Source organism: Billgrantia ethanolica, from assembly GCF_021404305.1.
GTDB classification, from domain to species: domain Bacteria; phylum Pseudomonadota; class Gammaproteobacteria; order Pseudomonadales; family Halomonadaceae; genus Halomonas; species Halomonas ethanolica.
The window spans coordinates 85,281-110,717 of the sequence record NZ_JABFTX010000002.1; the positions used below are offsets into that span (position 1 = coordinate 85,281).

The window sequence follows — 25,437 nt, forward strand, 5'->3', positions numbered from 1 at the left end:
TCGTTGCGGATGAAGCTGAGCGAGCGATGGCCAAACAAGGCGGAAATTGGTAAGGAAGCGGAGTTTACGTGTTTGTAAATGAGCATTCCGAACCAATTTCCAACGCCGTATGGCCGAGCGCAGCCAGCTTGTTAATCTACTGGCAGGCCTCGCAACCCAGATCATCTATTTCTGCTGCGCTGGGCGCGCGCGAACCACTGCCCGCCTTGCCGGTGAGGAAGTCCTCCACCCCGCGCGGCTCTTTCTGCACCGAGGGCTCCCGTGTCGGCTGTGCCTGTGGAGCGCTGCCGGCAGGTGCCTGGTTGCTCACGGCGTTGAGGTTGCCGCGGTCCACGGTGGACTTCTCCACCGAGGTGGCGCCCAGGGCGCGCAGGTAGTAGGTGGTCTTGAGGCCACGGAACCACGCCATGCGGTAGGTCACGTCGAGCTTCTTGCCGGAAACGCCTTTGATGTAGAGGTTCAGCGACTGGGCCTGGTCGATCCACTTCTGGCGCCGTGAGGCGGCCTCCACCAGCCACTTCGGCTCCACCTCGAAAGCGGTGGCGTACTTGGCCTTGAGGTCGTCCGGAATGCGCTCGATGGGCTGGGCCGAGCCGTCGTAGTACTTGAGGTCGTTGATCATCACCTCGTCCCACAGGCCGCGTGCCTTGAGGTCGTGCACCAGGTAGGCGTTGACCACGGTGAACTCGCCGGAGAGGTTCGACTTCACGTAGAGGTTCTGGTACGTGGGCTCGATCGACTGCGACACGCCGCAGATGTTGGAGATCGTCGCGGTGGGGGCGATGGCCATCACGTTGGAGTTGCGCATGCCCTGCTCGGCGATCTTCTTGCGAATGCGGTCCCAGTCCTGGGTCGCGCCGGTATCCACCTCGATGTACTTTTCGCCGCGCTCCGCCACCAGCTTGTCGATGGAGTCGATAGGCAGAATGCCCTGGCTCCACAGCGAGCCCTCGAAGCTCTCGTAGTGGCCGCGCTCGGCGGCCAGGTCGCTCGACGCCTCGATGGCGTGATAGCTGACCAGCTCCATGGAGCGGTCGGCGAACTCTACCGCTGCTTCCGAGGCGTAGGCGATGTCCTGGGCGTAGAGGGCATCCTGGAAGCCCATGATGCCGAGCCCCACCGGGCGATGCTTGAGGTTGGAGTCCCTCGCCTGGGGCACCGCGTAGTAGTTGATGTCGATGACGTTATCGAGCATGCGTACGGCGGTACGTACGCTCTTCTTCAGCTTGGCGTCGTCGAGCTTGCCGTCGACCACGTGACGGGCCAGGTTGATCGAGCCCAGGTTACACACCGCAATCTCGTCGACGCTGGTGTTCAGGGTGATCTCGGTGCACAGGTTGGATGAGTGCACCACGCCGGCGTGCTGCTGCGGGCTACGCAGGTTGCAGGGGTCCTTGAAGGTAATCCACGGGTGGCCGGTCTCGAACAGCATCGAGAGCATCTTGCGCCACAGGTCCTTGGCGCGCACGCGCTTGAACAGCTTGAGCTGGCCGGAGCGGGTCATCGCCTCGTACTCCTCGTAGCGCTGTTCGAAGGCGGCGCCGTAGAGGTCGTGCAGGTCGGGACAGGTGGCAGGCGAGAACAGCGTCCACTCCTTGTCGTCGAAGACCCGCTTCATGAACAGGTCGGGCACCCAGTTGGCGGTGTTCATGTCGTGGGTACGGCGGCGGTCGTCGCCGGTGTTCTTGCGCAGCTCGAGGAACTCCTCGACGTCCAGGTGCCAGGTCTCCAGGTAGGCGCACACTGCGCCCTTGCGCTTGCCACCCTGGTTTACCGCCACGGCGGTGTCGTTGACCACCTTGAGGAACGGCACCACGCCCTGACTCTTGCCATTGGTGCCTTTGATGTAGGAGCCCAGTGCGCGTACCGGGGTCCAATCGTTGCCCAGGCCGCCGGCCCACTTGGAGAGCAGGGCGTTGTCGCGGATGGCGCTGTAGATGCCGTCGAGATCGTCGGGCACGGTGGTCAGGTAGCAGCTGGAGAGCTGGCTGCGCACGGTGCCTGAGTTGAACAGGGTTGGCGTGGAGGCCATGTAATCGAAGCTGGAGAGCAGCTCGTAGAACTCGATGGCGCGCGCTTCGCGGTCATCCTCGTTCAGCGCCAGGCCCATGGCCACGCGCATGAACATCACCTGCGGCAGTTCGTAGCGCACGTCGTCGCGATGAATGAAGTAGCGATCGTAAAGCGTCTGCAGCCCCAGGTAGGTAAAGGCGTTGTCGCGGGTGTGGTCCAGCGCGTCGCCGAGCCGCTCGAGATCGAACTCGGCGAGCTTGGGGTCGAGCTGCTCGTACTCGATGCCGCGGGCCACGTACTCGATGAATGCCGGCTTGTAGAGCTCGGCCATCTCGCCGAAGGTCGCTTCTTCGGCCACGCCGAGGAAGGAGAGCGCCTCGCGGCGCAGGCTGTCCTGCAGCAGCCGCGCGGTGACGTAGGTGTAGTTGGGCTCCTTTTCCACCAGGGTGCGCGCGGTCATCATCAGCGCCTGGGATACGCCGTCCACTGAAACGCCGTCGTAGAGGTTCTTCAGCGATGCCTCGACGATGCGGTTGGGATCGACGTTCTCGAGTTCGGCGCAGGCATCGAACACCAGCGTCTCGATGCGGCCGAGGTCGAGCGGGCGGCGGCTGCCGTCGTCCAGTGTGACATTGAGCGTGGGGTGCGGCTTTGCGATGTCGCCGCCGGCAGCGGCGCGGGCGCGGGCGTGCTCCTCGCGATAGAGCACGTAGGCGCGGGCCACCTTCTGCTCACCGGCCCGCATCAGTGCCAGCTCGACCTGGTCCTGAATGTCCTCGATGTGCACCGTGCCGCCGTCGGGCATGCGGCGCAGGAAGGCACCGGCGATGCTCTGGCTGGCCTGGTCGACGAAGTCGCGTACCCGCGAGGAGGCGCTGACGTTGTCGCCCTCCACGGCGATGAAGGCCTTGCGCATGGCCACGGCGATCTTGCCGGCATCGAAGGGCACCACGTCGCCGTTGCGCTTGATCACGCGTAGGGTGTGCGGAGCCGTGAGCGACAGGTCGGTCGGGTCGGGGGTCTGAAGTTCCATGAGCCGATGATCCCTTTTGCTGGGGATGAGACAGGGGGCGACGAAGGCATTGACAGTCAGGGGTGGACTTGCTAGATGCACATCATCTTGTGTTGTTCCATCTTGAGAGCACAAGATAGTGTGCTTTTTCGCCACCTTCAAGTGGATAACCTGTGGGTGAGCTGTGACTGTTCAGGGGGCATCCTTTGGGATATTGTCCAGTCCGGGCTATGCTTCGCTGGCAAGCTGCAAGGACGCGAAATGTCGCCAAAGGCAGGCGAAAGCGCCTATTTCGGGTATCCTTGATGAGTGATTGGCGGGACAGGGTGTCCCAATGACAACGAGGCCCAGCACGGGGATGACTAGGATGGATGACAACCTGGAAAGCAGCGACATGGAACACGTGCTGATTATCGAGGATGACGTGCGCCTGGCGGAGCTCACCCGGGACTATCTGGAGTCGAATGGCTTCAAGGTAACGGTGGAGGCCGAGGGCTCGCGAGGCGTTGAACAGATCCAGGCATTGCAGCCGGATCTGGTGATTCTCGATCTGATGCTGCCCGGTGAGGATGGATTGTCGATCTGTCGCCGGGCCAGGCCGGATTATGCCGGGCCGATTCTGATGTTGACCGCGCGTACCGACGACATGGATCAGGTCCTGGGGCTGGAGATGGGGGCCGACGATTACGTGCCCAAACCGGTGCAGCCGCGTGTGTTGCTGGCACGTATGCGGGCGCTGCTGCGCCGTGCCGAGAATACCGACCAGTCCGGCGATGCGCGGCTCACCTTCGGCAATCTCGAAGTCGACAGCGCCACCCGCGAAGCCTGGCTCGAGGGCGAGCGTATCGACCTCACCAGCGCCGAGTTCGACCTGCTGTGGCTGCTGGCCAGTAACGCCGGGCGAGTGCTCACGCGGGAAGAGATCTTCAGCGATCTGCGTGGCATCAAGTACGATGGTCAGGATCGTTCCATCGACGTGCGGGTATCGCGGATAAGGCCCAAGATCGGCGACGACCCCAACCATCCGCACCGGATCAAGACAGTACGCAGCAAGGGCTACCTGTTCGTCAAGGACGCCTGATCGATGCAGCGGTTCCTGGCCGATGGCTCCTTCCTGCGTGTCTATCTGGCCTTGGCGTTGGCGCTGCTGCTGACCTTCGGCCTGGCCCTGATGGGCCTGGCCCTGGTCGAGCGGGTGCGAGTCGAACAATACCGCGAGCAGTTGGCCGAAGCTCCGCTGCAGCTTCTCTCCTGGCGCGTGGCTGCGCTGCCACCCCACGAGCGCGGCAACTGGCTGACCCAGCAGTCCGATCTCCTCAACATGCGGCTCTCACTGCGCGAGCCCGACGACACCGACCTGAGCTGGTTCGAGCGGCGACGGCTGGATCGGGGCCGTGCGCTGGTGAAGATATACGACGAGGACAGCTGGCGGCTCTACCGCCAGCTGCCGCATGAGGAGCGCATCCTCGAGGCTCGCCTGTCGGGGCTCAACGAGCGCCAACTGCGCGGCCTGGCTCAGCTGCTCGGCGACTGGCTTGCCGAGGTCGACGGCGAGGCGCGCCAGCGGCGTCTCGAAGGCGTGACCAGCCATGCCTTGCCGGTGCAGCTTCGCGATCTGGCGCCCGAAGGCCTCGATAGCCACCAGCTTAGCCGCCTGCGCGAAGGTGAACTGGTGATTCGTCTGCTGCCCGGCCACTGGGCGCTGACGGTGCACCTGGCGGTGCCTGCCGCCGACGGCTCGCGGCAGTGGCTGTCGATCGGTCCCGTCTCGGCGCTGGAACCCACCCCTATTTCGCTGCTGCTGCTGGTGCTGGTGATCATGCTCGGCGTGCTGGCGGCAATCATCTACTTGATCGTGCGCGGCGTGGAGGCGCGCCTGGCACGGCTCGAGCTGGCCGCGGGGCGTATCGCCAGCGGCCGACTCGACACCCGGGTCAAGGTCGATGGCGGCGGCTTCATCGGCCGGGTCGGCATGGCCTTCAACGCCATGGCGGCTCAGGTGCAGTCGCTGCTGCGTTCGCAGCAGGAGATGATTCGGGCGGTTTCCCACGAGCTGCGTACGCCGGTGGCGCGGATCCGTTTCGCCATGCAGATGGTCGAGGACATGACCGACGACCCGGCCATCCATCGCCAACTGCATGGCATCGACAGCGATATCGAGGAGCTCGATCAGCTGATCGATGAGATTCTCACCTATGCCCGCCTCGACAGCGGCCTGGTCAACGGCACCGCGCTGGAGCGTACCCGGGTCGACTGTCGGGCCGTCGCCGAGCGGGTGATCGAGACCCTGGCGCCGCTGCATGCCCATCTGCGTCTCGCGCTGGCCCCGGGGGCCGAGGTGGAGGTTCAGGCCGATCCGCGCTATCTGCAGCGGGCCCTGCAGAACCTGGTGGCCAACGCCTGTCGTCACGCCCAGTCGCGGGTGCTGGTGCGGCTCTCGCTGGAGTCGCGTCTGGTGCGGCTCGACATCGAGGACGACGGCCCCGGCGTGCCGCCCGGTGAGCGTCAGTCGATCTTCAAACCCTTCGCTCGCCTCGACGACAGCCGCACCCGGCGCAGCGGTGGCTATGGGCTGGGGCTCTCCATCGTGCAGAAGATCATGGCCTGGCACGGCGGCAGCGTAGTGGTCGACGACAGCCAGGAGTTGGGCGGCGCACGCTTCTCGCTGCTGCTGCCGCGCGTGCCGGCCGGCAAGGACAGGCTGCCGCCGGTCAAGCCGGTTTGATGCCTTCGAGCACGGCGAAGGAGGTTTCGCGAGCCGTGCGCAGGAAGTCTTCCATCCACGGCTGATCGCGGCTCTCGTCGCGAATGGCGGCGTAGAGCGTGCTCCACATGCCTGCCTCGCCGAGACCCACGGCCTTCACATAGTCCCGCTCCAGATACTCGGTCAGCGCCCAGTTGGGCAGCGCACAGACACCGCGTCCGCTGGCCACCAACTGCATCATCATGACCGTGAGTTCGGCGGTGCGGATCTCGCGAGGGCGCACGCCGGCGGGGTCGAGGAACTGGGTGAAGACATCCAGCCGGGCATGCTCCACGGGATAGGTGATCAGGGTCTCCTCGGCCAGGTTCGCAGGAGTCACGAAGGAGCGCTCGGCGAAACGATGCTGACGCGCCACGGCCAGCAGCCCTTCGTAGCGGAACAGCGGCTCGTAATAAACCCCGGTCAGCGGCTGCGGGTCGGCGGTGATCACCAGATCGAGCTGCTCGCGGGCCAGGGCGGGCAGCGGATCGAAGTGGTGCCCGCCGGGAATGTCGATCTCCACTTCCGGCCAGTGGTCACGGAAGCGGTCGATGGTCGGCATCAGCCACTGGAAACAGCTGTGGCACTCGATGGCCATGTGCAGGCGGCCCGGTTCATGGCCAATCAAGCGCGCCACGTCGCGCTCAGCCATACGTACCAGCGGCAGCACCTGCTCGGCCAGGACCAGCAGCCGCTGCCCGGCGCGGGTGAACTCGACGGGCCGTGTCTTGCGCACGAACAGGGCGGTACCCAGTCGCTCTTCGAGGTCCTTGATCTGGTGGGAGAGGGCGGATTGGGTCAGGTGGACCCGCTCGGCCGCCTCGACCAGTGAGCCGGCATCGCGTAGCGCGATCAGCGTGCGCAGATGACGAAGTTCAATCATGAGCTTCTTTCATGTTATGAGTTAATATATTTAGTTTGATTCACTTTGTGGTGCCAGCGAGACTCTACCGCAACATTCATGCGTAGAGGGATTCATCATGACATTAGCTCATGTACTTGGCTATCCGCGAATCGGCGCCGATCGCGAGCTCAAGCGGGCCGTCGAGGCCTACTGGCATGGCGAGCTGGATCGGGACGCTCTCGAGGCCGTGGGTTGGGAGCTGCGGGCGCGCCACTGGCAGGCGCAGCGCGATGCCGGCCTCGATCTGGTCACGGTGGGCGATTTCGCCTTCTACGACCAGGTGCTCAACGTCAGCGCCATGGTGGGGGCCGTGCCGGCGCGCTTCGCCGCCGAGGAGGAGGACCCACGCGGCGAGGTCGATCTCGACACCCAGTTCCGCATGGCCCGTGGCCGGGCGCCCACCGGCGCGCCGGCCGCCGCCTGCGAGATGACCAAGTACTTCGATACCAACTACCACTATCTGGTCCCCGAGCTGCATGCCGGTCAGCAGTTCCGGCTTGCCAGCACGCGACTGTTCGACGAGGTGGACGAGGCGCGTGGCGCGGGCCACCCGGTCAAGGTGGCGCTCACCGGGCCACTGACATGGCTGTGGCTGGGCAAGGGGCGTGATGCCGGCTTCGATCGCCTGAGTCTGCTGCCAGCATTGCTGCCAGTCTACGGCGAGATCCTCGCGCGCCTGGCCGAACAGGGCGTGGAGTGGGTGCAGCTCGACGAGCCGGCGCTGGTGCAGGACCTACCGCTCGAGTGGCGCAATGCCTACGAATTCGCCTACAGCAGCCTGCGCGCCGCCCCGGTCAAGCTGCTGTTGGCTACCTACTTCGGTGGCCTCGGCGACAACCTGCGCCTGGCCGCGAGCCTGCCGGTGGATGGTCTGCACATCGATACGGTGCGTGCTCCCGAGCAGCTCACGGCGGTGCTCGACAACCTGTCGGGCTACAAGGTGCTGTCGGTGGGTGCCATCGACGGTCGCAACGTCTGGCGCGCCGACCTGGCGATGCTGCACGAGCGTCTGGCCAATGCCCGCATGCGCCTCGGCGAGCGGCTGTGGCTGGCGCCCTCCTGTTCGCTGCTGCACGTGCCGGTGGATCTGGCGGCAGAGGCGACGCTCGACGAGGAGCTCAAGAGCTGGCTCGCCTTCGCTCGCCAGAAGCTCGACGAAACCGTGACCCTGGCGCGCCTGCTCGGCAACCGTGGCACTGACGAGGATCGTGCCCGGGTTACCGCTGCCACGGCGGCACTGGATGCCCGGCGCGCCTCGCCAAGGCTGCACCGGCCCGAGGTCGCCCAGCGTCTGGCCGGCGTCGGTGATGCCGAGCTTTCCCGCGACAACCCCTATCCGGTCAGGGCCCTAGCCCAGCGTCGCGCGCTGGACCTGCCGCTATTTCCCACCACCACCATCGGCTCGTTTCCGCAGACCGCGGAGATCCGCGCCGCCCGGCGCGCCTTCAAGAACGGCGAACTGGGGCATGACGCCTACGAAGCGCAGATGCGCGACGAGATCGCCGATGCCGTACGGCGTCAGGAAGCCTATGGAATCGACATGCTGGTTCACGGCGAAGCCGAGCGCAACGACATGGTCGAGTACTTCGGCGAGCAGCTCGACGGCTACGCCTTCACCCGCAACGGCTGGGTGCAGAGCTATGGCTCGCGCTGCGTCAAACCGCCGATCATCGTCGGTGACGTGACCCGCCCGGCGGCGATGACGGTGGCCTGGAGCCGCTATGCCCAGTCGCTCACAAAACGGCCGATGAAGGGCATGCTCACCGGTCCGGTGACCATGCTGCAGTGGGCTTTCGTGCGTGACGACCAGCCGCGCGAGGTGACCTGCCGGCAGATCGCTCTGGCGCTGCGCGACGAGGTGGCCGATCTCGAAGCCGCCGGCATTCCGGCGATCCAGATCGACGAGCCGGCGCTGCGTGAGGGGCTGCCGCTGCGCCATAGCGAGTGGCAGGACTACCTCGACTGGGCTGTGGAGTGCTTTCGCCTGACCGCCTCGGTGGCACGCGACGCCACCCAGATCCACACCCACATGTGCTATTCGGAGTTCAACGACATCATCGCGGCCATTGCCGCGCTGGATGCCGACGTCATCACCATCGAGACCTCGCGCTCGAACATGGAGCTGCTCGACGCCTTCCAGGACTTCGCCTACCCCAACGAGATCGGCCCAGGCGTGTACGACATCCACTCGCCCAACGTTCCCGACGTGGCGTGGATGGTGCAGTTGATGGAGAAGGCGGCCGAGCGGATTCCCGTCGAGCGGCTGTGGGTCAATCCCGACTGCGGCCTCAAGACCCGTGGCTGGGCCGAGGTGGAGCCGGCCCTGGCCAACATGGTCGAGGCGGCTCGCGAGCTGCGCCGCCGCCACGGCTGAAAGGTGCCGCTGCGCTGCGTTCGCAGTGCGTGAAACCGGCACCGGGCCGTCACGGCCCGGTGCCTGTTATGCTGTGCCGGTTCGCTATGCCCAAGGAATCGTCATGATCTCTCGTTTATCTCTCTCCTTCCGCCCCGCGTTGCTGGCTGCCGCTTCGCTGCTGCTGGCCGGCTGTGCCGCCGCTCCCGTAGATGGGCCTCGCTCCGCTAGCGCAAAGGTGGCCAGCACGGCACCGTTGCTGCCCTCGCTGCTGTTTCCCGGCGGCGCCGAGCACTTCGAAGCCTGGCGCTGCACGCCGCAGCAGGATCTGGTGACCGCTTTCGGCGAGCGCGAACTGCGGCTGTGGTCGGCCCACGGCGGCTATCGCCTGGCGCCGGCCGTGGTGGCCAGCGGAGCGCGCTACCAGCAGGGTGATCTGAGCTTCTGGAACAAGGGGGGAGAAGCCGTGGTGGAGAGCGCCAACGGCAGGCTCGACTGCACTGCCGCCATGGCGCGTTCGGCGCTGACCCGCGAGCAGCGACCCGGGGTTATGTTCCACGGTCGCGGCAACGAGCCGGGCTGGCACGTCAATCTGGCCCACGACGTCCCTGAACTGACGCTGACGATGGACTATGGAACAAGGGAAATGACACTGCCCTATCGGGTCGTCGCCATGGACAACGGCGGCGGCAGGGTATTGCTCTCCAGCGGCCTGACCGATCAGCCCTTCGAGCTGCGCCTGGAAGCGCGGGCCTGCTTCGACGACATGAGCGGCGAGCCGTTTCCGGCCCGGGTCACGCTGACCTTCGAAGGGCAGACCTACCAAGGCTGCGGGCAAGGAATAGCGCCTTAACTCTCCTGAATGCGATAGACGCAGCGTCGCGCACCGGCCAGCACGTGTTCGGTGCGCTCGACGCTGGCGCCTTCCCCCAGCGCGGCGCGGAACACCGCCAGCTCGGAGCGGCAGAAGTCCGGGCAGGTGCTGGCGGCCTGGCAGATCGGACAGTGGTTCTCGATCAACAGCAGGCTGCCGTCCGCTTCGCGCTGCCACTCCGCCATGTAGCCTTCCCGTGAGCGAATCTCGGCCAGCCGCTGCACCCGCGCTTCCAGGCTGTCGCTGTCGGCCAGGGCCTGACGGTACTGCGCCAGGGTTTCGGCCTGACGCGCTTCGATCAGCCGTGTCAGCGCGGCATCGCCCAGGGTGTCGCGCACGCTGACGATCAGTCGCGAGGCCAGCTCGGCATGGCCGTCGGCAAAGCGCGCATGCCCGGCCTCGCTGAGCCGCCACTCGATCGTCGGCCGGCCGACGCCGCCGGGCAGCGGACGCTGGGCCACCAGGCCCTGACGGGCCAGCTTGCCGAGCTGCTGACGGGCGTTTTCGCCGCTGGTACCGAGCATCTCGCCCAGAGCCGCCGCGGAGTGGGGGCCGCGGGTCTTGAGTAACAGCAGCAGTCGCTCGGCGGTATCCGCCGCCGTGCTTGCGGCTTTTCCTGCGTGGTTGCTTGACATAAGGGCAGCTGGAATTAATCTAGTACTTTCTTGGAAAATAGCGGCGGAGCCCGCACAAGGCAAGTCGGGAGCCAGAGGTACCTGTCTTGGCATCGCTTCGCCATCCCACCGTGAAAAGCAAGGAGCCACAATAATGGCATTCGAACTGCCGGCACTGCCCTACGAGAAGAACGCCCTCGAGCCGCACATCTCCGCCGAGACCCTGGAGTATCACTACGGCAAGCACCACCAGGCCTACGTCACCAAGCTCAACGAGCTGACCGACGGCACCGACGACGCCAACAAGTCTCTCGAGGAGATCATCAAGTCCTCTTCCGGCGGTCTGTTCAACCAGGCAGCCCAGGTGTGGAACCACACCTTCTACTGGCACTGCCTCTCGCCCAACGGCGGCGGCGAGCCGAGCGGCGCGCTGGCCGAGGCGATCAACGCCAAGTTCGGCTCCTTCGCCAAGTTCAAGGAAACCTTCAACGCCAACGCCGTGGCCAACTTCGGCTCCGGCTGGACCTGGCTGATCAAGACCGCTGACGGCGGCGTCGACATCGTCAACACCAGCAATGCCGACACTCCCATCGCTCACGGTCAGACCCCGCTGATGACCATCGACGTGTGGGAGCATGCCTACTACATCGATTACCGCAACGCGCGTCCGAAGTATCTCGAGAACGTGTGGAACGTGCTGAATTGGGACTTCGTTGCCCAGAACTTCAGCTCCTGAGCGTGGAATCGGAATAAGCTCCCGCTCGACGATTCATTTGGGCTGAGTGTGAGCTGAGTATGGCCCTGCCGATAGGCAGGGCCTTTTGCTGCAATAAATTTTCGTTTTTATCGAATGATAAGCGCAAAACTATGCGCTTTTAATGGCAAAAATTGCACGTAACATGACGGTCAACACCACCCCAACCTGGGAGATCGTCATGGCTACCCGTATTCTTCTCGTTACTTCATCTATCCTCGGTGAGCACGGCCAGTCCAATGCTTTGGCCGCCTACCTTCGTGAGCGCGCCGCTGGGCGCGACGAACTCGCCATCACCCATCGCGATCTGGCCGTCGACTCGCTGCCTCATCTGGGGTTCGAGGAACTCTCCAGCTGGCAGGTGGCGGCCGACGAGCGCTCTGCCGAGCAGCAGGTGCTGGCCCAGCGTTCCGATGGCCTGATCGATGAGCTGCAGGCCCACGACGTGCTGGTGCTGGCCGTGCCGATGTACAACTTCGGCATTCCGTCCCAGCTCAAGGCCTGGTTCGACCGGGTGATGCGCGCCGGCACCACCTTCCGCTATACCGAGCAGGGGCCGGTGGGCCTGGTGAAAGGCAAGCGCGCCGTGATCCTGGCCGCCCGCGGCGGGCAGTACGCCGGCACCGAGAACGATACCCAGACACCGCATCTCAAGGCGATGCTGGGCATGATCGGTATCACCGACGTCTCGACGATCTATGCCGAAGGCCTCGCCATGGGCGACGGTCTGCGCAATGCCGCGCTCAAGGAGGCCCGTCAGGCCATCGACTCGCTGGTCGAGAGACTGTAACGCTCAGCACGCCTCGGGCACGTCCGCCACCCAGCGGTCGGTGACGAAATCGCTGGTGCAGAGCCTGGCCTCGGGAGAGAAAACACGCGCGGCCAGCTGACCCAGCGCGTCCCTGTCAGCCCGGGTATCGGGGGTCACCATCTCGGTCGGTTCCAGCGGTTGCCACGCCTCGCCCTCGCGCGTCGCCAGGGCGTAGCTGAAGGCATAGAATCCCGGGAAACCCAGGCGTACGTCGGTAGCCACCAGGGTTTCCCGGCCGTCGCGCCGGCGCACCTCATAGCGCAGGTAGGGGCCGGCGAACCAGTCCAGACGCGCTCCCTTCTCCAGGGCCAGGGCGTCCGCCTCCAGCTCGGCACCCCGGTGAAAGACCTCAAGTAGAGGTGGCTCGGTACCGTCGAACAGTCCCACCAGGGTTTCGTAGTGGTCGTCGCCGTCGATGATCGTTGCCCGCCACAGCAGGGTGTTGAACGGGGTAGGCTGCACCAGCCGCGGCGCATCCTCGATCCCGTATTCGGCGAGTAGCGGCTCGAGCCGGTGCTCCACGACCCCCTTGGCGAGCATGGCAAAGGCCAGGTAGGCACAGGAAAGGGACAACCCCCAGGCGGGGCCCCGAAAACCGTTGCCGGTGGCCATGGCGAAACCGATGCCCACCAGCAGCGGCAGGGTGTAGAGCGGGTCGATGATGAAGACCACCGGCCAGGCGCTGGGGCGCATGTCGAGTGGCCACCACAGCTGCGTGCCGTAGGTGGTCAGCGCGTCGAGCAGCGGATGGGTGACCAGGCACAGCACGAAGAAAGCCCACCAGCGTCCGAGCGTGATGTCGCGGGCCGGAGCGAAACGCCGGGCAAGCAGTGCCAACAGGGTGCCGAAGCCCGTCAACACGAACAGGGAGTGGGTGAAGCCACGGTGCTCGGTGACGTTGAGCACGGCATCGCCATAGTCCAGGAACACATCGAAATCTGGCAGGGTGCCCAGCGCCGCGCCGATCAGTACTGCCTTGCGACCCAACCGGCGTCCCAGTACGGCGCCGCCTACGGCCGCGCCCAGTGCGGCCTGCGTCAGGGTATCCATCCGCTTGGACTCCTCGTCTTTCCTTGAATCTAGCCTAGGCCTGGCTGTTGGCGCGTGTACCAAGCCGGGCCGCAGGCCAGGATGCGGCGATGCACCGGGCACTCGTCATGATGGGCTCCCGGCAGGTAGCCGGTGCTCATCAGGAACTCGCCGACGATCTCGGGGCCGGTGAAGCGAAAGGTGCGGCGGAACAGCTTGACCCACTCCGCTTTCGTCAGCGGATGGTGATGGTCGAGCCATGCCGCAAAGCTGCCGTGGGCATCGCGCAGCGCCAGGATGACGCCGGCGTTGTGTATCGCCGCCTCCACCTTGAGTCGATTGCGAATGATGCCGGCGTCGCCGAGCAGGCGTTCGCGTTCACCGCTGCCGTAGGCGGCAACCTTGGCAATGTCGAAGTTGTCGAAGGCATGACGAAACGCTTCGCGCTTCTTGAGTACCGTCAGCCACGACAGGCCGGCCTGGTTGATCTCCAGTACCAGGCGTTCGAACAGCGCCGTGTCGTCGCTGACGGGAAAGCCATACTCCTTCTCGTGGTAGGGGCCATGCCATGGATGACCCGGTGCCAGATCACAATAGTGCGACATTTCCGCTCTCTTTCCCTTAGTGGGTATTGGCAAGCCATCGGGGGCTTGTCACGATTCGATTATCCGGCGTCAACGCTTCAGGAGCCACCCAGCATGAAAAGCCTACCCATGAACCGCAAGACGAAAAAGGTGACCGCGCTCTCCCTGCTGGGCGGCGGTGCCCTGGCCCTCTACCTGGCCTTCACTCCCGGCACCAGCACCCAGGCCGGCTCGGTGGTGGAGATGTATCAGGATCCCAACTGCGGCTGCTGCACCGACTGGGCCGATCACCTCAGAGAAGAGGGTTTCGAGGTGCGTCAGCACAAGACCCGCGACATGCGCTCGATCAAGATAGAGCATGGCGTCACGCCTGAGCTGGCCTCCTGCCACACGGCGCTGATCGACGGCTACGTGATCGAAGGCCACGTACCGGCCGCCGACATCAAGCGGCTGCTCGAGGAGCGCCCTGACGTAGTAGGGCTGACGGTGCCCGGCATGCCCCACGGCTCCCCCGGCATGGAAACCGGCCGCTACGACGACTATGCCGTGCTGACCTGGCGCCACGAGGACCGGACGCCAGCCATCTTCAGCGAGTATACTCACTGAGCAGGAAATACCGACTCGTTCAGTATTTCCTGATTTCTTTGCTGAACGTTGGCTAAGCTTTGTCCGAAAAGTCGTCGAGCGACGGTCAGACAAGGCAAAAATCGGCGAAAAGACGGAGTTTACGCGGTGTAAATGAGTACTTTGAGCCGAGTTTTAACGCCGTATGACCGAGCGCAGACAGTTTTCAGGCAAAGCGTAGGAGGGCTCATGCAGTACCTGCACACCATGGTTCGAGTCAGCGACCTGGATGCGTCGTTACGCTTCTACTGCGACCTGCTGGGGTTGAAGGAGGTGCGGCGCAAGGAGAACGAGAAGGGGCGCTTCACGCTAGTGTTCCTGGCGGCTCCCGAGGACGAGTCGCGCTCCGCCGAACTCAAGGCGCCGGAGCTGGAGCTAACCTACAACTGGGACCCGGAAGAGTACGGCGGCGGGCGCAACTTCGGTCATCTGGCCTATCGGGTCGACGATATCTACGCCCTGTGCGAGCGGTTGCAGAATGCCGGCGTGACCATCAATCGTCCGCCCCGCGACGGCCACATGGCATTCGTGCGCAGCCCCGACGGCATCTCCATCGAGCTGCTGCAGAAGGGCGATGCGCTGCCGGCCAAGGAGCCCTGGGCCTCGATGCCGAATACCGGCTCCTGGTAAGGGGAAACACTCCCCAAATGCCTGCGCGAGCGAATCGCTGCGTTGCTCGGTGCCGAAGCGTCGGACCGTCGGAATCCTCACATATACCCCATATGCTCCGGTTCCTGTGCTCCGTGCGCCTTGCGCTTCATCTCGCTCGTCTATTTGTGCAGCGCTTCCCAAGATTGTTAAAGCAATAAGGAACGAATTTTTCGATGATCAAGACTCTGCCTGGCCGAGCGCTGCTGCTGGCGCTCGTGGCCATGTCCCTGGCCGCGTGCGGCGGCAAGCCCACCGAGCCCGCTCGACAAGACCAGCCCCGCGTCTCCAGTGACCATCCGGTGGTGGGGCAGCGCTGGAACCTGCTGCTGATCGGTACCAACGAACGCCTCTCCATGCCCGAGACGCCCTATTTCGTCGTTTCGCCCGACGGCCGCGTCACCGGCAGCGATGGCTGCAACCAGATCAATGGGCGGGTGAATCTAGACGGGGGCAACCGCATCCAGTTCGCTGAGCTGGGCACGACGCGTCGCGGCTGCCCTCAGCTCGACGACGCCCAGCGCGTCACCGAGATGATGGAGAGCGCCTACCGCTTCCTCATCGACCACGACCGGCTGGTGTTCTTCGGTCGCGACCAGCGGGTACTGGGTGGCTGGCGCAAGGCGAACTGAGGCAATGAAAAAGCGCGGCCAAGGCCGCGCTTTTTCGTGGGTCGAACACAGATTGGTTAACGGCTTGGGAGAGCGTTGCGGGCCTTCACCAGTCCGGCGGTGATGGCACGGGAAAGCCCAGGTGCAACCGGCGTCAGCAGTATCCAGGGCGCGACGATCAGGTTGATCATCAGCGCCGCGAAGAAGACGTCGCTGAACCAGTGGGCGCCGCTGAGAATGCGCGGGGCGCTGAGCAGCACGGCAAAAACGGCGCTGACCAGCATCACCCTGAGGCCGGCGAAGCGCCACATGAAGGCGGTGAAGAGGAACAGGTTCACGCCATGGTCGCCGGGAAAGCTGCTGCCCGAGCTGTCCTTGGTCGAGAAGTCGACCATCTCCGTGATCAGGTTCACGTTATCGTAAACCACCGTGGGGCTGGGGTGCGTGTAGGGCACCACCATGCGGAAGCCCTGGGCGATGAACACCGCGGTCAACAGCATGGTGATACCGATGCCGCCCCAGCGCAGCATGCGATGGGTGGGGTCGGGGTCGCGGCTGATGGCCCACAGGTAAATTGCCAGCAGGATCATCAAGCTGACCACGTCGAACAGACGGTTGTTCACCGCCGCCACGAACAGCACCCAGGTCTCGTTGTCCTCGGTCAGCCAGGCGTTGGTAGCGAAGAATACTGCATCGTCCAGCTCGGTCCAGAACATCAGGCCGGGGGACAGCCAGGACCACACCAGCAGGGCGCCCAGCAAGTTGAAGACGAGAATGCGGCCAGGCGCGAAGGTCGGTTCGGTATGAGGCATGAGGGCATCGGCACGGTTGATGGTCGATGCCCCCATTCTAGGGGAAAGCTGCGTTGCAGAACAGCGTTCCCTAATGCTCACGGTATTTGAGGAAATGCTGCACAAATTGACGAGCGAGATGAAGCGCAAGGCGCACGGAGCACAGGAACCGGAGCATATGGGGTATATGTGAGGATTCCGACGGTCCGACGCTTCGGCACCGCGCAACGCAGCGATTCGCTCGCGCAGGTATTTGTGCTGTGTTTCCCTATTGCATGTACCAGCCGTGGCTGGCCACCACCGACTGCCCGGTCAGCGCCGCACTGGGGAAGGCCGCCAGGTGCAGCGCCAGCTCGGCGATATCCTCCAGGGTGGTGAATTCTCCGTCGACGGTGTCCTTGAGCATCACGTCGCGTATCACCGCCTCTTCGGAAATGCCCAGTGCTTCCGCCTGCTCGGGAATCTGTCGCTCCACCAAGGGCGTGCGCACGAAGCCGGGGCAAATCATGTTGGCCCGTACCCGATGTTTCGCCCCTTCCTTGGCCACGGTGCGGCAAAGCCCCAGCAAGCCATGCTTGGCCGCCACGTAGGGCGCCTTCAGCGGCGAGGCGAGCTTGCTGTGCACCGAGCCCATGTAGATCAGGCAGCCGCCGCGCTCCTGGCGGTACATCTGACGCAGGGCCGCGCTGGTGACCAGGAAGGCGCCGTCCAGATGCACCGCCAGCACCTTGCGCCAGTCGGCGAAGGTCAGGCTATGCAGCGGGGCGATATGCTGGATGCCGGCGTTGGCAATGACGATGTCCAGGCCACCCCACTCGGCGACGATTCGCTCGACGCCGGCATTGACCGCTGCCTCGTCGGTCACGTCCATGGTCAGCGCCATTGCCTGACCGCCGCTGGCGCGGATCTCTGCCACCGTGGCTTCGGCGGCGGCCAGGTCGAGATCGGCCACTGCCACTCTCGCCCCTTCGCCGGCATAGCGTTCGGCAATGGCGCGTCCTATGCCGCCTGCCGCCCCGGTGATCAGGGCCGTCTTGTCGGTCAGTTGCATGTCTTTCTCCTTGTCGAAATGTCAGCGACCGCCATAGATCTCGTTGGGCAGCCAGGTTGCCAGCGGGGCGAAGAAGAACACCAGTAATAGCCCGATCAACTGGATGGCCACGAAAGGCGCCACGCCCAGGTAGATGTCACGGGTGGTGATGCCTGGCGGACAGACCCCCTTGATGTAGAACAGCGCGAAGCCCACCGGCGGCGTCAGGAACGAGGTCTGTAGGCAGATGGCGAACAGCATGGCGAACCACAGCGGGTCGACCCCCAGGCTGAACACCACCGGAGCGACCAGCGGCAGGATGATCAGTGTGATCTCCACCCAGTCGAGGAAGAAGCCCAGCAGGAACACCACCAGCAGGATGGTCAGCACGATGCCGGTTTCGCTGAAAGGCAGCCCGGTGAGAGCCAGGCGCACCACGTCGTCGCCACCCAGGCCCCGCAGTACGGCGGCAAACACCGTGGCACCGATGAAGATGGCGAAGATGAAGGCGGTTGTGCGGCTGGTCTGGTAGAGCGCATGACGCAGGGTTGCCAGATTCAGCCTGCGATTGAACAGCGCCAGCAGCATGGCGCCCAGCGCGCCCACCGCCGAGGCCTCGGTGGTGGTGGCGAAGCCGGTGAAGATCGAACCGAGTACGGCGAGTATCAGCCCCAGTGGCGGTAGCACGGCGATGAACACCTGCAGGAACGCCCGGGCATCGAGCGGCTGGCGATCCTTGGGCGCGGGCGCCAGGTCCTTCTTCAGGTAGGCGGCGATCAGGATGAAGGCGATGTACATCACCCCCAGCATCACGCCGGGAACCAGTGCGGCCATGAACAGGCGCCCTACTGAGGCGTCGGAGGTGCCCATGCGGTCGGCCATCAGCACCAGCATGATGCTGGGAGGCACCAGGATACCGAGGGTGCCCACCGAGCAGGCGGTGCCTACCGCCAACGACTTGTTGTACTGGGCGCGCATCATCGGCCCCAGTGAGAGCATGCCCAGCAGCACTACCGAGGCCCCGACGATACCGGTGGAGGCGGCCAGCAATACACCGACGATGACCACCGTGACGGCATAGCCGCCGCGCAGCCCGCCGAGGACCCTCACCAGCGAGTTCATCAGTCGCTCGGCAATGCCCGAGCGGTCGAGCATGATGCCCATGAAGATGAACAGCGGTAGTGCCACCATCAGCTCGTTGGCGACGATGCCGTAGATGCGACGGTCGAGTACACCGATGGTGCCGCCCCAGGAGAACCACAGGTCGGCGGCCACGTGCTCCACCAGCACATGACCGATCACGGCAAAGGCGAAGCCCACGCCGGCCAGTGACCAGGCCACCGGGAAGCCCAGCAGCAGCAGGCTCATGAAGCTGGCGAACATCGCCAGCACGAGAAGTTGTTCCAGTCCCATAGTCGATCTCTTCTGGTGAACGTGGCGTCTTTCAGCTCGGCGCGGCGGCTATTGCCGCGGAGTCGTCTTGTGGATGCGCCGGGGGAAGCCGAACAGCAGTGTGCTGCAGCGCAACACGCGCGAGAACAGCGCCACCGCCACCAGCGTCAGGCCGATGGGAATCAGGGTCTTGATGATGAAGCGATAGGGCAGGCCGCTGGGGGCCTGGGAGCGCTCTCCACGCAGCCAGGAGCGGTAACCGTACTGGTACAGCTGCTCCACCATCAGATAGAGGACCGGCAGGGCCAGCAGCACGATGGCCAGCAGTTCGATCCAGGCCTGGGTTCGCAGCGAGAATTTTTCACGGATCACGTCGACCCGCACGTGATCGTCGCTGACCACGGCATAGGCCAGGGTCAGGATCATGGTGGCGCCGAACAGGTGCCAGGAGAGCTCTTCGACGGCGATGGAGCCGCGGCCGAGGATGAAACGGTTGACCACGTTGGTCAGCACCACCGCCAGGGTGGCCAGCCACAGCCAGGAGATGGCCCGGCCGAACAGCAGGATGGCCATGTCAAGGCGATAGCTGAGACGGTTGGTGGGTAGCTCCGACGGCGTGGAGTGGCCCTCCGGCGCCGGGGTCGCCGAGTCATGGATGCTCATGGGTAACTCCGGGGGTCAGGAAGTCAGACGGCCGCCGCTTGCTGGCGGCGACCGGTGCTGGGGTGCCAGGAGGCATCGAGAACCGCCCGAAGCGGTGAGCGGCAGGCTCACCGCTTCGATTGGTCTGCTCTCAGTCCTCGATATTTTCCGGCGCGTAGTAGGAGCGCGGCAGGTGGCCCTTGACGTGCCAGTTGCCGTGCAGCTTCATGAACTCCTGCTGGCTCTCGAGCACGCGAGCGAACATCTCGTTCTCCCCGGCAATCTCGGCCTGCACCTCGTTGGTTACGCGGCGAAGTTCGCCAAGGATCTCGTCGGGAAGCACCTGGGCGTTGACGCCTTCTTCCTCGAAGTCACGCAGCGCCTTGGGGTTTTCGATTTCGCTCTCGGAGTAGCCGTAGAGCGTGGCGGCGCGGCAACCCATGTCGATCAGTGCCTGGGTCTGCGGCTCGAGTGCGTCCCAGCTGTCATTGTTGACCAGCAGGTGAGCGGTGGTGAAGGTCTGGTGCCAGCCCGGCAGCACGTAGTTCTGCACGATTTCCTGCATGCCCAGGATGCGGTCCACCGCCGGCGCGGAGAACTCCATGGCGTCGATAGTGCCGCGCTCCATGGCCTGGTAGAGTTCGCCGCCTGGGATCATGGTCACGGAAGCGCCCAGGCGTTCCAGTACGCGTCCACCGATACCGGCGAAGCGGATACGCAGACCGTCGATCTGATCGAGATCCTCCAGCGGCTCGGCGAACCAGCCAGCCGCTTCCGGACCGATCATGCTGCACAGCAGCGGCTTGACGTTGTACTCCTCGTAGATCTCCTCGAGCAGCTCGGCTCCGCCACCGAAGTAGTGCCATGCCAGATAGGCGGGCGGCTCCATACCGAAAGGAGCGCCGGCAAACAGCGGCAGGGCGGGTATGCTGCCCTGGTCGTAGCCTACCCAGGTGAAGCCGGCGTCGTAGCGGCCCTCGGAGACGGCATCGAGGATCTCGAATGGCGGGATCAGCTCGCCCGGCTCGTAGTAACGCAGGTTGATGTTGCCTCCGGAAGCCTGCTCCAGCGATTCGCTGAGGAAGCGCATCGGGGTACTAAGGCCAACCAGGTGCGAGGGGAAGGCAAGGGGGACTTGCCAGCGCACCCGCTCCTGGGCTTCGGCTGTGCTGGCGGCGGTGGCACCGATCATCAGGCTGGCGGTGGCAACGCCGAGAGTGAGCGGGCGAAGGCGAGTGGCGAGAGACGTGAACGACATGTTGGCTCCTTGTGCTTTGTTGTCGGCGCAGCGCTTTAGATTGGCGCTGTCGTTGCAGCCATGTGACTCGATGTGTCGCGGCTGGCCGCGACGTCGCGTCAAGGTATGACGCGTGACGACGTCATTGCACGCTTCATGCCACTTCGGATAAAACATTTAATTTCAATGGATTAGGTGTTGTCCGGAGGAGGTGGAATGGCGAGGATGTCCGGATGACCGGACAATATTAGACCTTGGTGCAAAGTGATTCTGTCTGGAAATCCGGTCAGGTGTCCGTTTTTTCGGACATTCGCGAGAGCTTGTCGTACAGCACTGAGCGTGGAATGCCCAGCATTCGCGCCGCCCGTGACTTGTTGCCAGCGCAGGCGGCCAAGGCGTTGTGCAGGGCATCCCGCTCGGCGGCGAGCACCACTTCGGCAAGCGGGCGTACCGCGGAGATAGGCGGGAGCTGAGGGTTTGTCATGGTGGTGTGGGGCAGGGCGGCGCGCAGCTCCGGCACGTCGATCACGCTGCAGGCCTCGTTCAGCGCCAGGGTCTGTTCCAGCACGTTGCGCAGCTCACGAATGTTGCCGGGCCAGATGTGGCGCTGCAGCAGTGCCACCGCCTCCGAGGTGATCTCGGCGCGCGGCTCGCCGCTTTCCGCGGCGATGCGGCCGAGCAGGGTCTCGCACAGGATGCCGAGATCGGCAAGGCGCTCGCGCAGTGGCGGCACCAGAATGCGCAGCACGTTGAGGCGATAATAAAGGTCGGAGCGGAAGCTGCCCTCTTCGACCATGGCTTCCAGGTCGCGGCTGGTGGCGGCAATCACGCGTACGTCGACACGCTTGATCTCGTTGGAGCCCAGCGGCTCCACTTCTCCCTCCTGCAGGGCGCGCAGCAGCTTGGCCTGCAGCGCCAAGGGCATGTCGCCGACTTCGTCGAGGAACAGGGTCCCGCCGTCGGCGAGCTGGAACTTGCCCTGGCGGGTGCGTTTGTCGGCGCCGGTGTAGGCGCCCGGCGCGACGCCGAAGAACTCTGCCTCGAGCAGGTTCTCGGGCACTGCGGCGACATTGACGGCAACGAAGGGACTGGCCCCCCGCGGTGAATCGCCGTGGATGGCTTGGGCAAGCACCTCCTTGCCGGTGCCGGTCTCGCCCAGCAGCAGCACCGGTGTGGCTCGTGCGGCGGCCAGGCGGGCACGACGCTTGACCTCGAGCACCGCAGGGCTGGCGCCGACGAAATCAGCCAGGGCATAGCGCGAACCACGGCGTGCCAGGGCGCGGCGTGCCACCGCCAGGTCATGCTGCAGGCGACGGTACTTGCCGATCAGTGGGGTCAGCGGCTCCAGGTCGTCGAACACGATGAAGGCCACCGCACCGTTGACCCGGCCACTGACCGGGTCGTGCAGCGGCAACCGAGTGACCACCAACTGACGCGCCTGGTACTCCATGATATCGAGCAGGATGGGCCGACCGCTGCGTACCACCTCGGGCATGCGGGTGTGCGGGATCACCTCGCCCACGGGACGGCCGATCACGCTGGCCGGGTCGTCGATGCCCAGCAGCCTGCAGTAGCAGTCGTTGATCCAGATGAGGCGGCTCGCCTCGTCGACCAGAATCGCCCCGGCGCTGTTGCGCTCGAGCAGCGGAAACAGCGGACGTATCGCCTCGAGGGTCAAGCCTTGGCTCTGGCTGGCCATGCTGTTGTCCTCCCGAGGCATTCGTGTCATCTCCGGGCCGCTGAAAAGTCACCGCGCGGCGGTTTCGGGCCGCTGAAAAGTCACAGCGCGGCGATCTTGTCGCGCTGTTCGAGCAGCACGGCACGGGCCGCCTGGTACTCCTTGAGCTTGCCGCGCTCCTTCTCGACCACCGCTTCCGGCGCCTTGGCGACGAAGCTCTCGTTGCCCAGCTTCTTCTCGATGCCGCCGATCAGCGCATCCTGCTTGTCGATCTCCTTGGCCAGGCGGGTGAGCTCGGCGTCCTTGTCGATCAGGTCAGCCATGGGTACCAGCACTTCCATGTCGCCGACCAGCTGCGTGGCCGAAAGCGGCGCCTCGCTCGGGTCGTCGAGCCAGGTGGCGCTGGCCAGCTTGGCCAGTTTGGCAAGGAACAGGCGGTTGGCCTCGAGGCGCTCGCGATCCGCCTGCGAGCCCTTGGTCAGCAGTACCTCGAGCGGCTTGCCCGGGGCGATGTTCATCTCGGCGCGCACGTTGCGCACCGCCACGATCACACCCTTGAGCCACTCGATGTCGCGGGTCGCCTGCTCGTCGATCTTCTCCTGCTCGGCCATCGGCCAAGGCTGCGCCATGATCGACTCGCTGCCGTTTTCGGTGACCTTGCCTGCCAGCGGCGCCACGCGCTGCCAGATCTCCTCGGAGATGTAGGGCATCATCGGGTGGGCCAGGCGCAGGATCGCCTCCAGCACCCGCACCAGGGTGCGGCGGGTGCCGCGCTTGGCCGCTTCGCTGGCGTTATCGTCCCACAGTACCGGCTTGGAGAGCTCCAGGTACCAGTCGCAGTATTCGTTCCAGACGAACTCGTAAAGCGCCTGGGAGGCGTGGTCGAAGCGGAACTCCTCCATCGCCTTGGTCACCTGGGCCTCAGTCTGCTGCAGCCGCGAGACGATCCAGCGATCGGCCAGCGACAGCTCGACCTCGCCGCCCTGACCTTCGAGAGAGGCTCCGCAATCCTGGCCCTCGGCGTTCATCAGCACGTAGCGCGAAGCGTTCCACAACTTGTTGCAGAAGTTGCGGTAGCCGTCGAGGCGGCCCATGTCGAACTTGATGTCGCGTCCGGTGGTGGCCTGGGAGAGGAAGGTGAAGCGCAGCGCGTCGGTACCGTGGGGCTCGATGCCCTCGGGGAACTCGTCGCGGGTGGCCTTGGCGATGGCCTTGGCCTTCTGCGGCTGCATCATGTTGCCGGTACGCTTCTCGAGCAGCTCGTCCAGAGTGATGCCGTCGATCAGGTCGATGGGGTCGAGCACATTCCCCTTCGACTTGGACATCTTCTGGCCCTGGCCGTCGCGCACCAGGCCGTGCACGTAGACGGTCTTGAACGGCACCTCGCCGGTGAACTTGAGGGTCAGCATGATCATCCGCGCGACCCAGAAGAAGATGATGTCGAAGCCGGTGACCAGCACGCTGGAGGGGTGGAAGGTCTCGAGCTCCGGGGTCTGCTCCGGCCAGCCCAGGGTGCCGAAGGTCCACAGGCCCGAGCTGAACCAGGTGTCGAGCACGTCTTCGTCCTGGGTCAGGGCGACGTCGGCAGGAAGGCCGTGCTTCTCGCGCGCCTCGGCCTCGGTGCGGGCGACATAGACGTTGCCATCGGCGTCGTACCAGGCGGGAATGCGGTGGCCCCACCACAGCTGGCGCGAGATGCACCAGTCCTGCAGGTCGCGCATCCACGAGAAGTACATGTTCTCGTAGTTCTTGGGCACGAACTGGATGTCGCCGTTCTCCACCGCGGCAATGGCGGGCTTGGCCAGGCTCTCCACGGCGACGAACCACTGGTCCGTGAGCAGCGGTTCGATGACGTCGCCGGAGCGGTCGCCGTAGGGCAGGGTGTTGTTGACCGTCTCGATCTGCTCGAGCAGCCCGGCGGCTTCCATGTCGGCGACGATGCGCTTGCGCGCCTCGAAGCGGTCGAGGCCGGCGTAGGCCTGGGGCAGGCTGGGGTCGATCTCGGGTAGTGGGCGGCCCTGGATGTCGAAGGCCTCGGCCTGGGGCAGGATCGCCGCGTCCTGGGTGAAGACGTTGATCAGCGGCAGGCCGTGGCGGCGACCCACTTCGTAGTCGTTGAAGTCGTGGGCCGGGGTGATCTTCACGCAGCCGGAGCCCTTCTCCATGTCGGCGTGTTCGTCGGCGACGATGGGAATGCGGCGGCCGACCAAGGGCAGCTCGACGAACTTGCCGATCAGCGAGGCGTAGCGCGGATCTTCGGGGTTGACCGCCACGCCGGTATCGCCGAGCAGGGTCTCGGGGCGGGTGGTGGCGACCACCAGGTAGCCGAGGCCGGCATCGGTCGTCACGCCGTCGGCCAGCGGATAGCGGAAGTGCCAGAACTGGCCCTGCTGCTCGCGGTTCTCGACCTCGAGGTCGGAGATGGCGGTATGCAGGGTGGGGTCCCAGTTGACCAGGCGCTTGCCGCGATAGATCAGGTCCTCTTCATAGAGCCGCACGAAGACTTCCTGCACCGCCTTGTAGAAGCCATCGTCCATGGTGAAGCGCTCACGGCTCCAGTCGACGCTGGCGCCCATACGGCGCAGTTGGCGAGTGATGTGGCCGCCGGATTCGTGCTTCCACTCCCACACCCTGTCGATGAACGCCTCGCGGCCCAGGTCGTGTCGGCTCTTGCCCTCTTCGGCGGCGACCTTGCGCTCGACCAGCATCTGGGTGGCGATGCCGGCGTGGTCGGTGCCCACCTGCCACAGGGTGTTGTTACCCTGCATGCGGCGCCAGCGGATCAGCGTGTCCATGATGGTGTCCTGGAACGCGTGGCCCATGTGCAGGCTGCCGGTGACGTTGGGCGGCGGGATCATGATCGAGTAGGGTTCGCCCTCGCCCGAGGGGGCGAAGCGGCCGTCGGCCTCCCAGCGCTCGTACCAGCGGGATTCGATCTGCTCGGGTTGGTAGGTCTTGTCCATGGGGCGTTCCGGGTCCAGAAATGATCGCCGCCGGGTCGTGGGGCCGGGCGGCGGGAAGTCGTCGAAAGCGTGCGAAAAATGGGCTCGATTATAGCGCGATGGGGCGCTTGACGTCAGCCTTGCCGCTCGG

The 25,437-nt window shown here is 64.9% G+C and carries 21 protein-coding genes; 9 read left to right on the forward strand and 12 right to left on the reverse strand.

All coding sequences use genetic code 11. The features are described 5' to 3' along the window. Window positions 1-136 precede the first annotated feature (136 nt). Window positions 137-3,046, reverse strand: a complete 2,910-nt coding sequence (locus tag HOP53_RS09250) for a ribonucleoside-diphosphate reductase subunit alpha (RefSeq protein WP_234269776.1) — start codon at window positions 3,044-3,046, stop codon at window positions 137-139. 346 nt (window positions 3,047-3,392) lie between these two features. Here HOP53_RS09250 and HOP53_RS09255 point away from each other — a divergent pair, with 346 nt between their 5' ends. Both HOP53_RS09255 and HOP53_RS09260 read left to right on the forward strand, forming a co-directional pair. Then, window positions 3,393-4,106, forward strand: a complete 714-nt coding sequence (locus tag HOP53_RS09255) for a winged helix-turn-helix domain-containing protein (protein ID WP_010626540.1) — start codon at window positions 3,393-3,395, stop codon at window positions 4,104-4,106. A 3-nt stretch (window positions 4,107-4,109) separates the two neighbouring features. Continuing rightward, complete coding sequence (locus HOP53_RS09260) at window positions 4,110-5,750, forward strand: ATP-binding protein (protein ID WP_234269777.1); 1,641 nt, start codon at window positions 4,110-4,112, stop codon at window positions 5,748-5,750. Here the strand turns inward: HOP53_RS09260 and HOP53_RS09265 are convergent. Continuing rightward, window positions 5,737-6,651, reverse strand: coding sequence for a LysR family transcriptional regulator (locus tag HOP53_RS09265; protein ID WP_234269778.1), 915 nt, complete (start codon window positions 6,649-6,651; stop codon window positions 5,737-5,739). The two genes, HOP53_RS09260 and HOP53_RS09265, sit on opposite strands and share 14 nt — an antisense overlap. Window positions 6,652-6,748: 97 nt before the next feature. On the opposite strand from HOP53_RS09265, the gene metE reads away from it, so the two are divergent. Further along, on the forward strand, window positions 6,749-9,046 hold the full coding sequence (metE, locus tag HOP53_RS09270) for a 5-methyltetrahydropteroyltriglutamate--homocysteine S-methyltransferase (protein ID WP_234269779.1): 2,298 nt from the start codon (window positions 6,749-6,751) through the stop codon (window positions 9,044-9,046). A gap of 103 nt (window positions 9,047-9,149) precedes the next feature. After that, on the forward strand, window positions 9,150-9,878 hold the full coding sequence (locus HOP53_RS09275) for an MliC family protein (protein WP_234269780.1): 729 nt from the start codon (window positions 9,150-9,152) through the stop codon (window positions 9,876-9,878). Here the strand turns inward: HOP53_RS09275 and HOP53_RS09280 are convergent. Further along, window positions 9,875-10,534 (reverse strand): helix-turn-helix transcriptional regulator, encoded by a 660-nt coding sequence (locus tag HOP53_RS09280; RefSeq protein ID WP_234269781.1) that lies wholly within the window; start codon window positions 10,532-10,534, stop codon window positions 9,875-9,877. The genes HOP53_RS09275 and HOP53_RS09280 overlap by 4 nt on opposite strands. 133 nt (window positions 10,535-10,667) lie before the next feature. On the opposite strand from HOP53_RS09280, the gene HOP53_RS09285 reads away from it, so the two are divergent. Together HOP53_RS09285 and HOP53_RS09290 are read left to right on the forward strand one after the other, a co-directional pair. Then, window positions 10,668-11,249, forward strand: a complete 582-nt coding sequence (locus HOP53_RS09285) for a superoxide dismutase (RefSeq protein WP_086508049.1) — start codon at window positions 10,668-10,670, stop codon at window positions 11,247-11,249. 199 nt (window positions 11,250-11,448) lie between these two features. Beyond that, a complete protein-coding gene (locus HOP53_RS09290) occupies window positions 11,449-12,057 on the forward strand; it encodes an FMN-dependent NADH-azoreductase (RefSeq protein WP_234269782.1) in 609 nt (202 codons plus the stop codon). A 3-nt stretch (window positions 12,058-12,060) separates the two neighbouring features. Here HOP53_RS09290 and HOP53_RS09295 read toward each other — a convergent pair whose 3' ends face one another. Both HOP53_RS09295 and HOP53_RS09300 read right to left on the reverse strand, forming a co-directional pair. Continuing rightward, entirely contained in the window at window positions 12,061-13,128 is a 1,068-nt protein-coding gene (locus HOP53_RS09295) for a metal-dependent hydrolase (RefSeq protein WP_234269783.1), read from the reverse strand. Between the two features lie 29 nt (window positions 13,129-13,157). Beyond that, a complete protein-coding gene (locus tag HOP53_RS09300) occupies window positions 13,158-13,712 on the reverse strand; it encodes a DNA-3-methyladenine glycosylase I (protein WP_234269784.1) in 555 nt (184 codons plus the stop codon). Window positions 13,713-13,805: 93 nt separating this feature from the next. On the opposite strand from HOP53_RS09300, the gene HOP53_RS09305 reads away from it, so the two are divergent. From HOP53_RS09305 to HOP53_RS09315, 3 genes are all read left to right on the forward strand, one after another. Continuing rightward, complete coding sequence (locus HOP53_RS09305) at window positions 13,806-14,297, forward strand: DUF411 domain-containing protein (protein ID WP_234269785.1); 492 nt, start codon at window positions 13,806-13,808, stop codon at window positions 14,295-14,297. A 207-nt stretch (window positions 14,298-14,504) separates the two neighbouring features. Then, the gene (gloA, locus tag HOP53_RS09310) at window positions 14,505-14,945 is read left to right on the forward strand and encodes a lactoylglutathione lyase (RefSeq protein ID WP_103969080.1); all 441 of its coding nucleotides are present in this window, start codon (window positions 14,505-14,507) and stop codon (window positions 14,943-14,945) included. Window positions 14,946-15,139: 194 nt separating this feature from the next. After that, complete coding sequence (locus HOP53_RS09315) at window positions 15,140-15,595, forward strand: META domain-containing protein (protein ID WP_234269786.1); 456 nt, start codon at window positions 15,140-15,142, stop codon at window positions 15,593-15,595. Window positions 15,596-15,651: 56 nt separating this feature from the next. Here HOP53_RS09315 and HOP53_RS09320 read toward each other — a convergent pair whose 3' ends face one another. The 7 genes from HOP53_RS09320 to HOP53_RS09350 form a co-directional block, all read right to left on the reverse strand. Beyond that, window positions 15,652-16,386 carry a phosphatase PAP2 family protein gene (locus HOP53_RS09320; protein ID WP_234269787.1) on the reverse strand — a complete coding sequence of 245 codons (735 nt, stop codon included), beginning with the start codon at window positions 16,384-16,386 and terminating at the stop codon, window positions 15,652-15,654. A gap of 247 nt (window positions 16,387-16,633) precedes the next feature. Beyond that, window positions 16,634-17,416 carry a 3-hydroxybutyrate dehydrogenase gene (locus HOP53_RS09325; protein WP_234269788.1) on the reverse strand — a complete coding sequence of 261 codons (783 nt, stop codon included), beginning with the start codon at window positions 17,414-17,416 and terminating at the stop codon, window positions 16,634-16,636. Between the two features lie 21 nt (window positions 17,417-17,437). Then, the gene (locus HOP53_RS09330) at window positions 17,438-18,808 is read right to left on the reverse strand and encodes a TRAP transporter large permease (RefSeq protein WP_234269789.1); all 1,371 of its coding nucleotides are present in this window, start codon (window positions 18,806-18,808) and stop codon (window positions 17,438-17,440) included. Between the two features lie 48 nt (window positions 18,809-18,856). Next, the gene (locus HOP53_RS09335) at window positions 18,857-19,450 is read right to left on the reverse strand and encodes a TRAP transporter small permease subunit (protein ID WP_234269790.1); all 594 of its coding nucleotides are present in this window, start codon (window positions 19,448-19,450) and stop codon (window positions 18,857-18,859) included. 130 nt (window positions 19,451-19,580) lie between these two features. Beyond that, window positions 19,581-20,687: a TRAP transporter substrate-binding protein gene (locus HOP53_RS09340; RefSeq protein WP_234269791.1), complete on the reverse strand. Its 1,107-nt coding sequence runs from the start codon at window positions 20,685-20,687 to the stop codon at window positions 19,581-19,583. A 265-nt stretch (window positions 20,688-20,952) separates the two neighbouring features. After that, window positions 20,953-22,365: a sigma-54 interaction domain-containing protein gene (locus HOP53_RS09345; RefSeq protein WP_234269792.1), complete on the reverse strand. Its 1,413-nt coding sequence runs from the start codon at window positions 22,363-22,365 to the stop codon at window positions 20,953-20,955. 80 nt (window positions 22,366-22,445) lie between these two features. Beyond that, window positions 22,446-25,307 (reverse strand): valine--tRNA ligase, encoded by a 2,862-nt coding sequence (locus tag HOP53_RS09350; protein WP_234269793.1) that lies wholly within the window; start codon window positions 25,305-25,307, stop codon window positions 22,446-22,448. Between the last annotated feature and the right edge of the window lie 130 nt (window positions 25,308-25,437).

What these genes read in the sequence shown, in the direction of transcription:
- HOP53_RS09330 (WP_234269789.1), bottom strand. Translation starts at nt 18,808, where the DNA reads ATGGGACTGGAACAACTTCTCGTGCTGGCGATGTTCGCCAGCTTCATG.
- HOP53_RS09295 (WP_234269783.1), bottom strand. Translation starts at nt 13,128, where the DNA reads ATGGATACCCTGACGCAGGCCGCACTGGGCGCGGCCGTAGGCGGCGCC.
- HOP53_RS09290 (WP_234269782.1), top strand. Translation starts at nt 11,449, where the DNA reads ATGGCTACCCGTATTCTTCTCGTTACTTCATCTATCCTCGGTGAGCAC.
- HOP53_RS09280 (WP_234269781.1), bottom strand. Translation starts at nt 10,534, where the DNA reads ATGTCAAGCAACCACGCAGGAAAAGCCGCAAGCACGGCGGCGGATACC.
- HOP53_RS09265 (WP_234269778.1), bottom strand. Translation starts at nt 6,651, where the DNA reads ATGATTGAACTTCGTCATCTGCGCACGCTGATCGCGCTACGCGATGCC.
- HOP53_RS09350 (WP_234269793.1), bottom strand. Translation starts at nt 25,307, where the DNA reads ATGGACAAGACCTACCAACCCGAGCAGATCGAATCCCGCTGGTACGAG.
- HOP53_RS09275 (WP_234269780.1), top strand. Translation starts at nt 9,150, where the DNA reads ATGATCTCTCGTTTATCTCTCTCCTTCCGCCCCGCGTTGCTGGCTGCC.
- HOP53_RS09260 (WP_234269777.1), top strand. Translation starts at nt 4,110, where the DNA reads ATGCAGCGGTTCCTGGCCGATGGCTCCTTCCTGCGTGTCTATCTGGCC.
- HOP53_RS09325 (WP_234269788.1), bottom strand. Translation starts at nt 17,416, where the DNA reads ATGCAACTGACCGACAAGACGGCCCTGATCACCGGGGCGGCAGGCGGC.
- HOP53_RS09335 (WP_234269790.1), bottom strand. Translation starts at nt 19,450, where the DNA reads ATGAGCATCCATGACTCGGCGACCCCGGCGCCGGAGGGCCACTCCACG.
- gloA (WP_103969080.1), top strand. Translation starts at nt 14,505, where the DNA reads ATGCAGTACCTGCACACCATGGTTCGAGTCAGCGACCTGGATGCGTCG.
- HOP53_RS09315 (WP_234269786.1), top strand. Translation starts at nt 15,140, where the DNA reads ATGATCAAGACTCTGCCTGGCCGAGCGCTGCTGCTGGCGCTCGTGGCC.
- HOP53_RS09285 (WP_086508049.1), top strand. Translation starts at nt 10,668, where the DNA reads ATGGCATTCGAACTGCCGGCACTGCCCTACGAGAAGAACGCCCTCGAG.
- HOP53_RS09345 (WP_234269792.1), bottom strand. Translation starts at nt 22,365, where the DNA reads ATGGCCAGCCAGAGCCAAGGCTTGACCCTCGAGGCGATACGTCCGCTG.
- HOP53_RS09320 (WP_234269787.1), bottom strand. Translation starts at nt 16,386, where the DNA reads ATGCCTCATACCGAACCGACCTTCGCGCCTGGCCGCATTCTCGTCTTC.
- metE (WP_234269779.1), top strand. Translation starts at nt 6,749, where the DNA reads ATGACATTAGCTCATGTACTTGGCTATCCGCGAATCGGCGCCGATCGC.
- HOP53_RS09300 (WP_234269784.1), bottom strand. Translation starts at nt 13,712, where the DNA reads ATGTCGCACTATTGTGATCTGGCACCGGGTCATCCATGGCATGGCCCC.
- HOP53_RS09250 (WP_234269776.1), bottom strand. Translation starts at nt 3,046, where the DNA reads ATGGAACTTCAGACCCCCGACCCGACCGACCTGTCGCTCACGGCTCCG.
- HOP53_RS09340 (WP_234269791.1), bottom strand. Translation starts at nt 20,687, where the DNA reads ATGTCGTTCACGTCTCTCGCCACTCGCCTTCGCCCGCTCACTCTCGGC.
- HOP53_RS09305 (WP_234269785.1), top strand. Translation starts at nt 13,806, where the DNA reads ATGAAAAGCCTACCCATGAACCGCAAGACGAAAAAGGTGACCGCGCTC.
- HOP53_RS09255 (WP_010626540.1), top strand. Translation starts at nt 3,393, where the DNA reads ATGGATGACAACCTGGAAAGCAGCGACATGGAACACGTGCTGATTATC.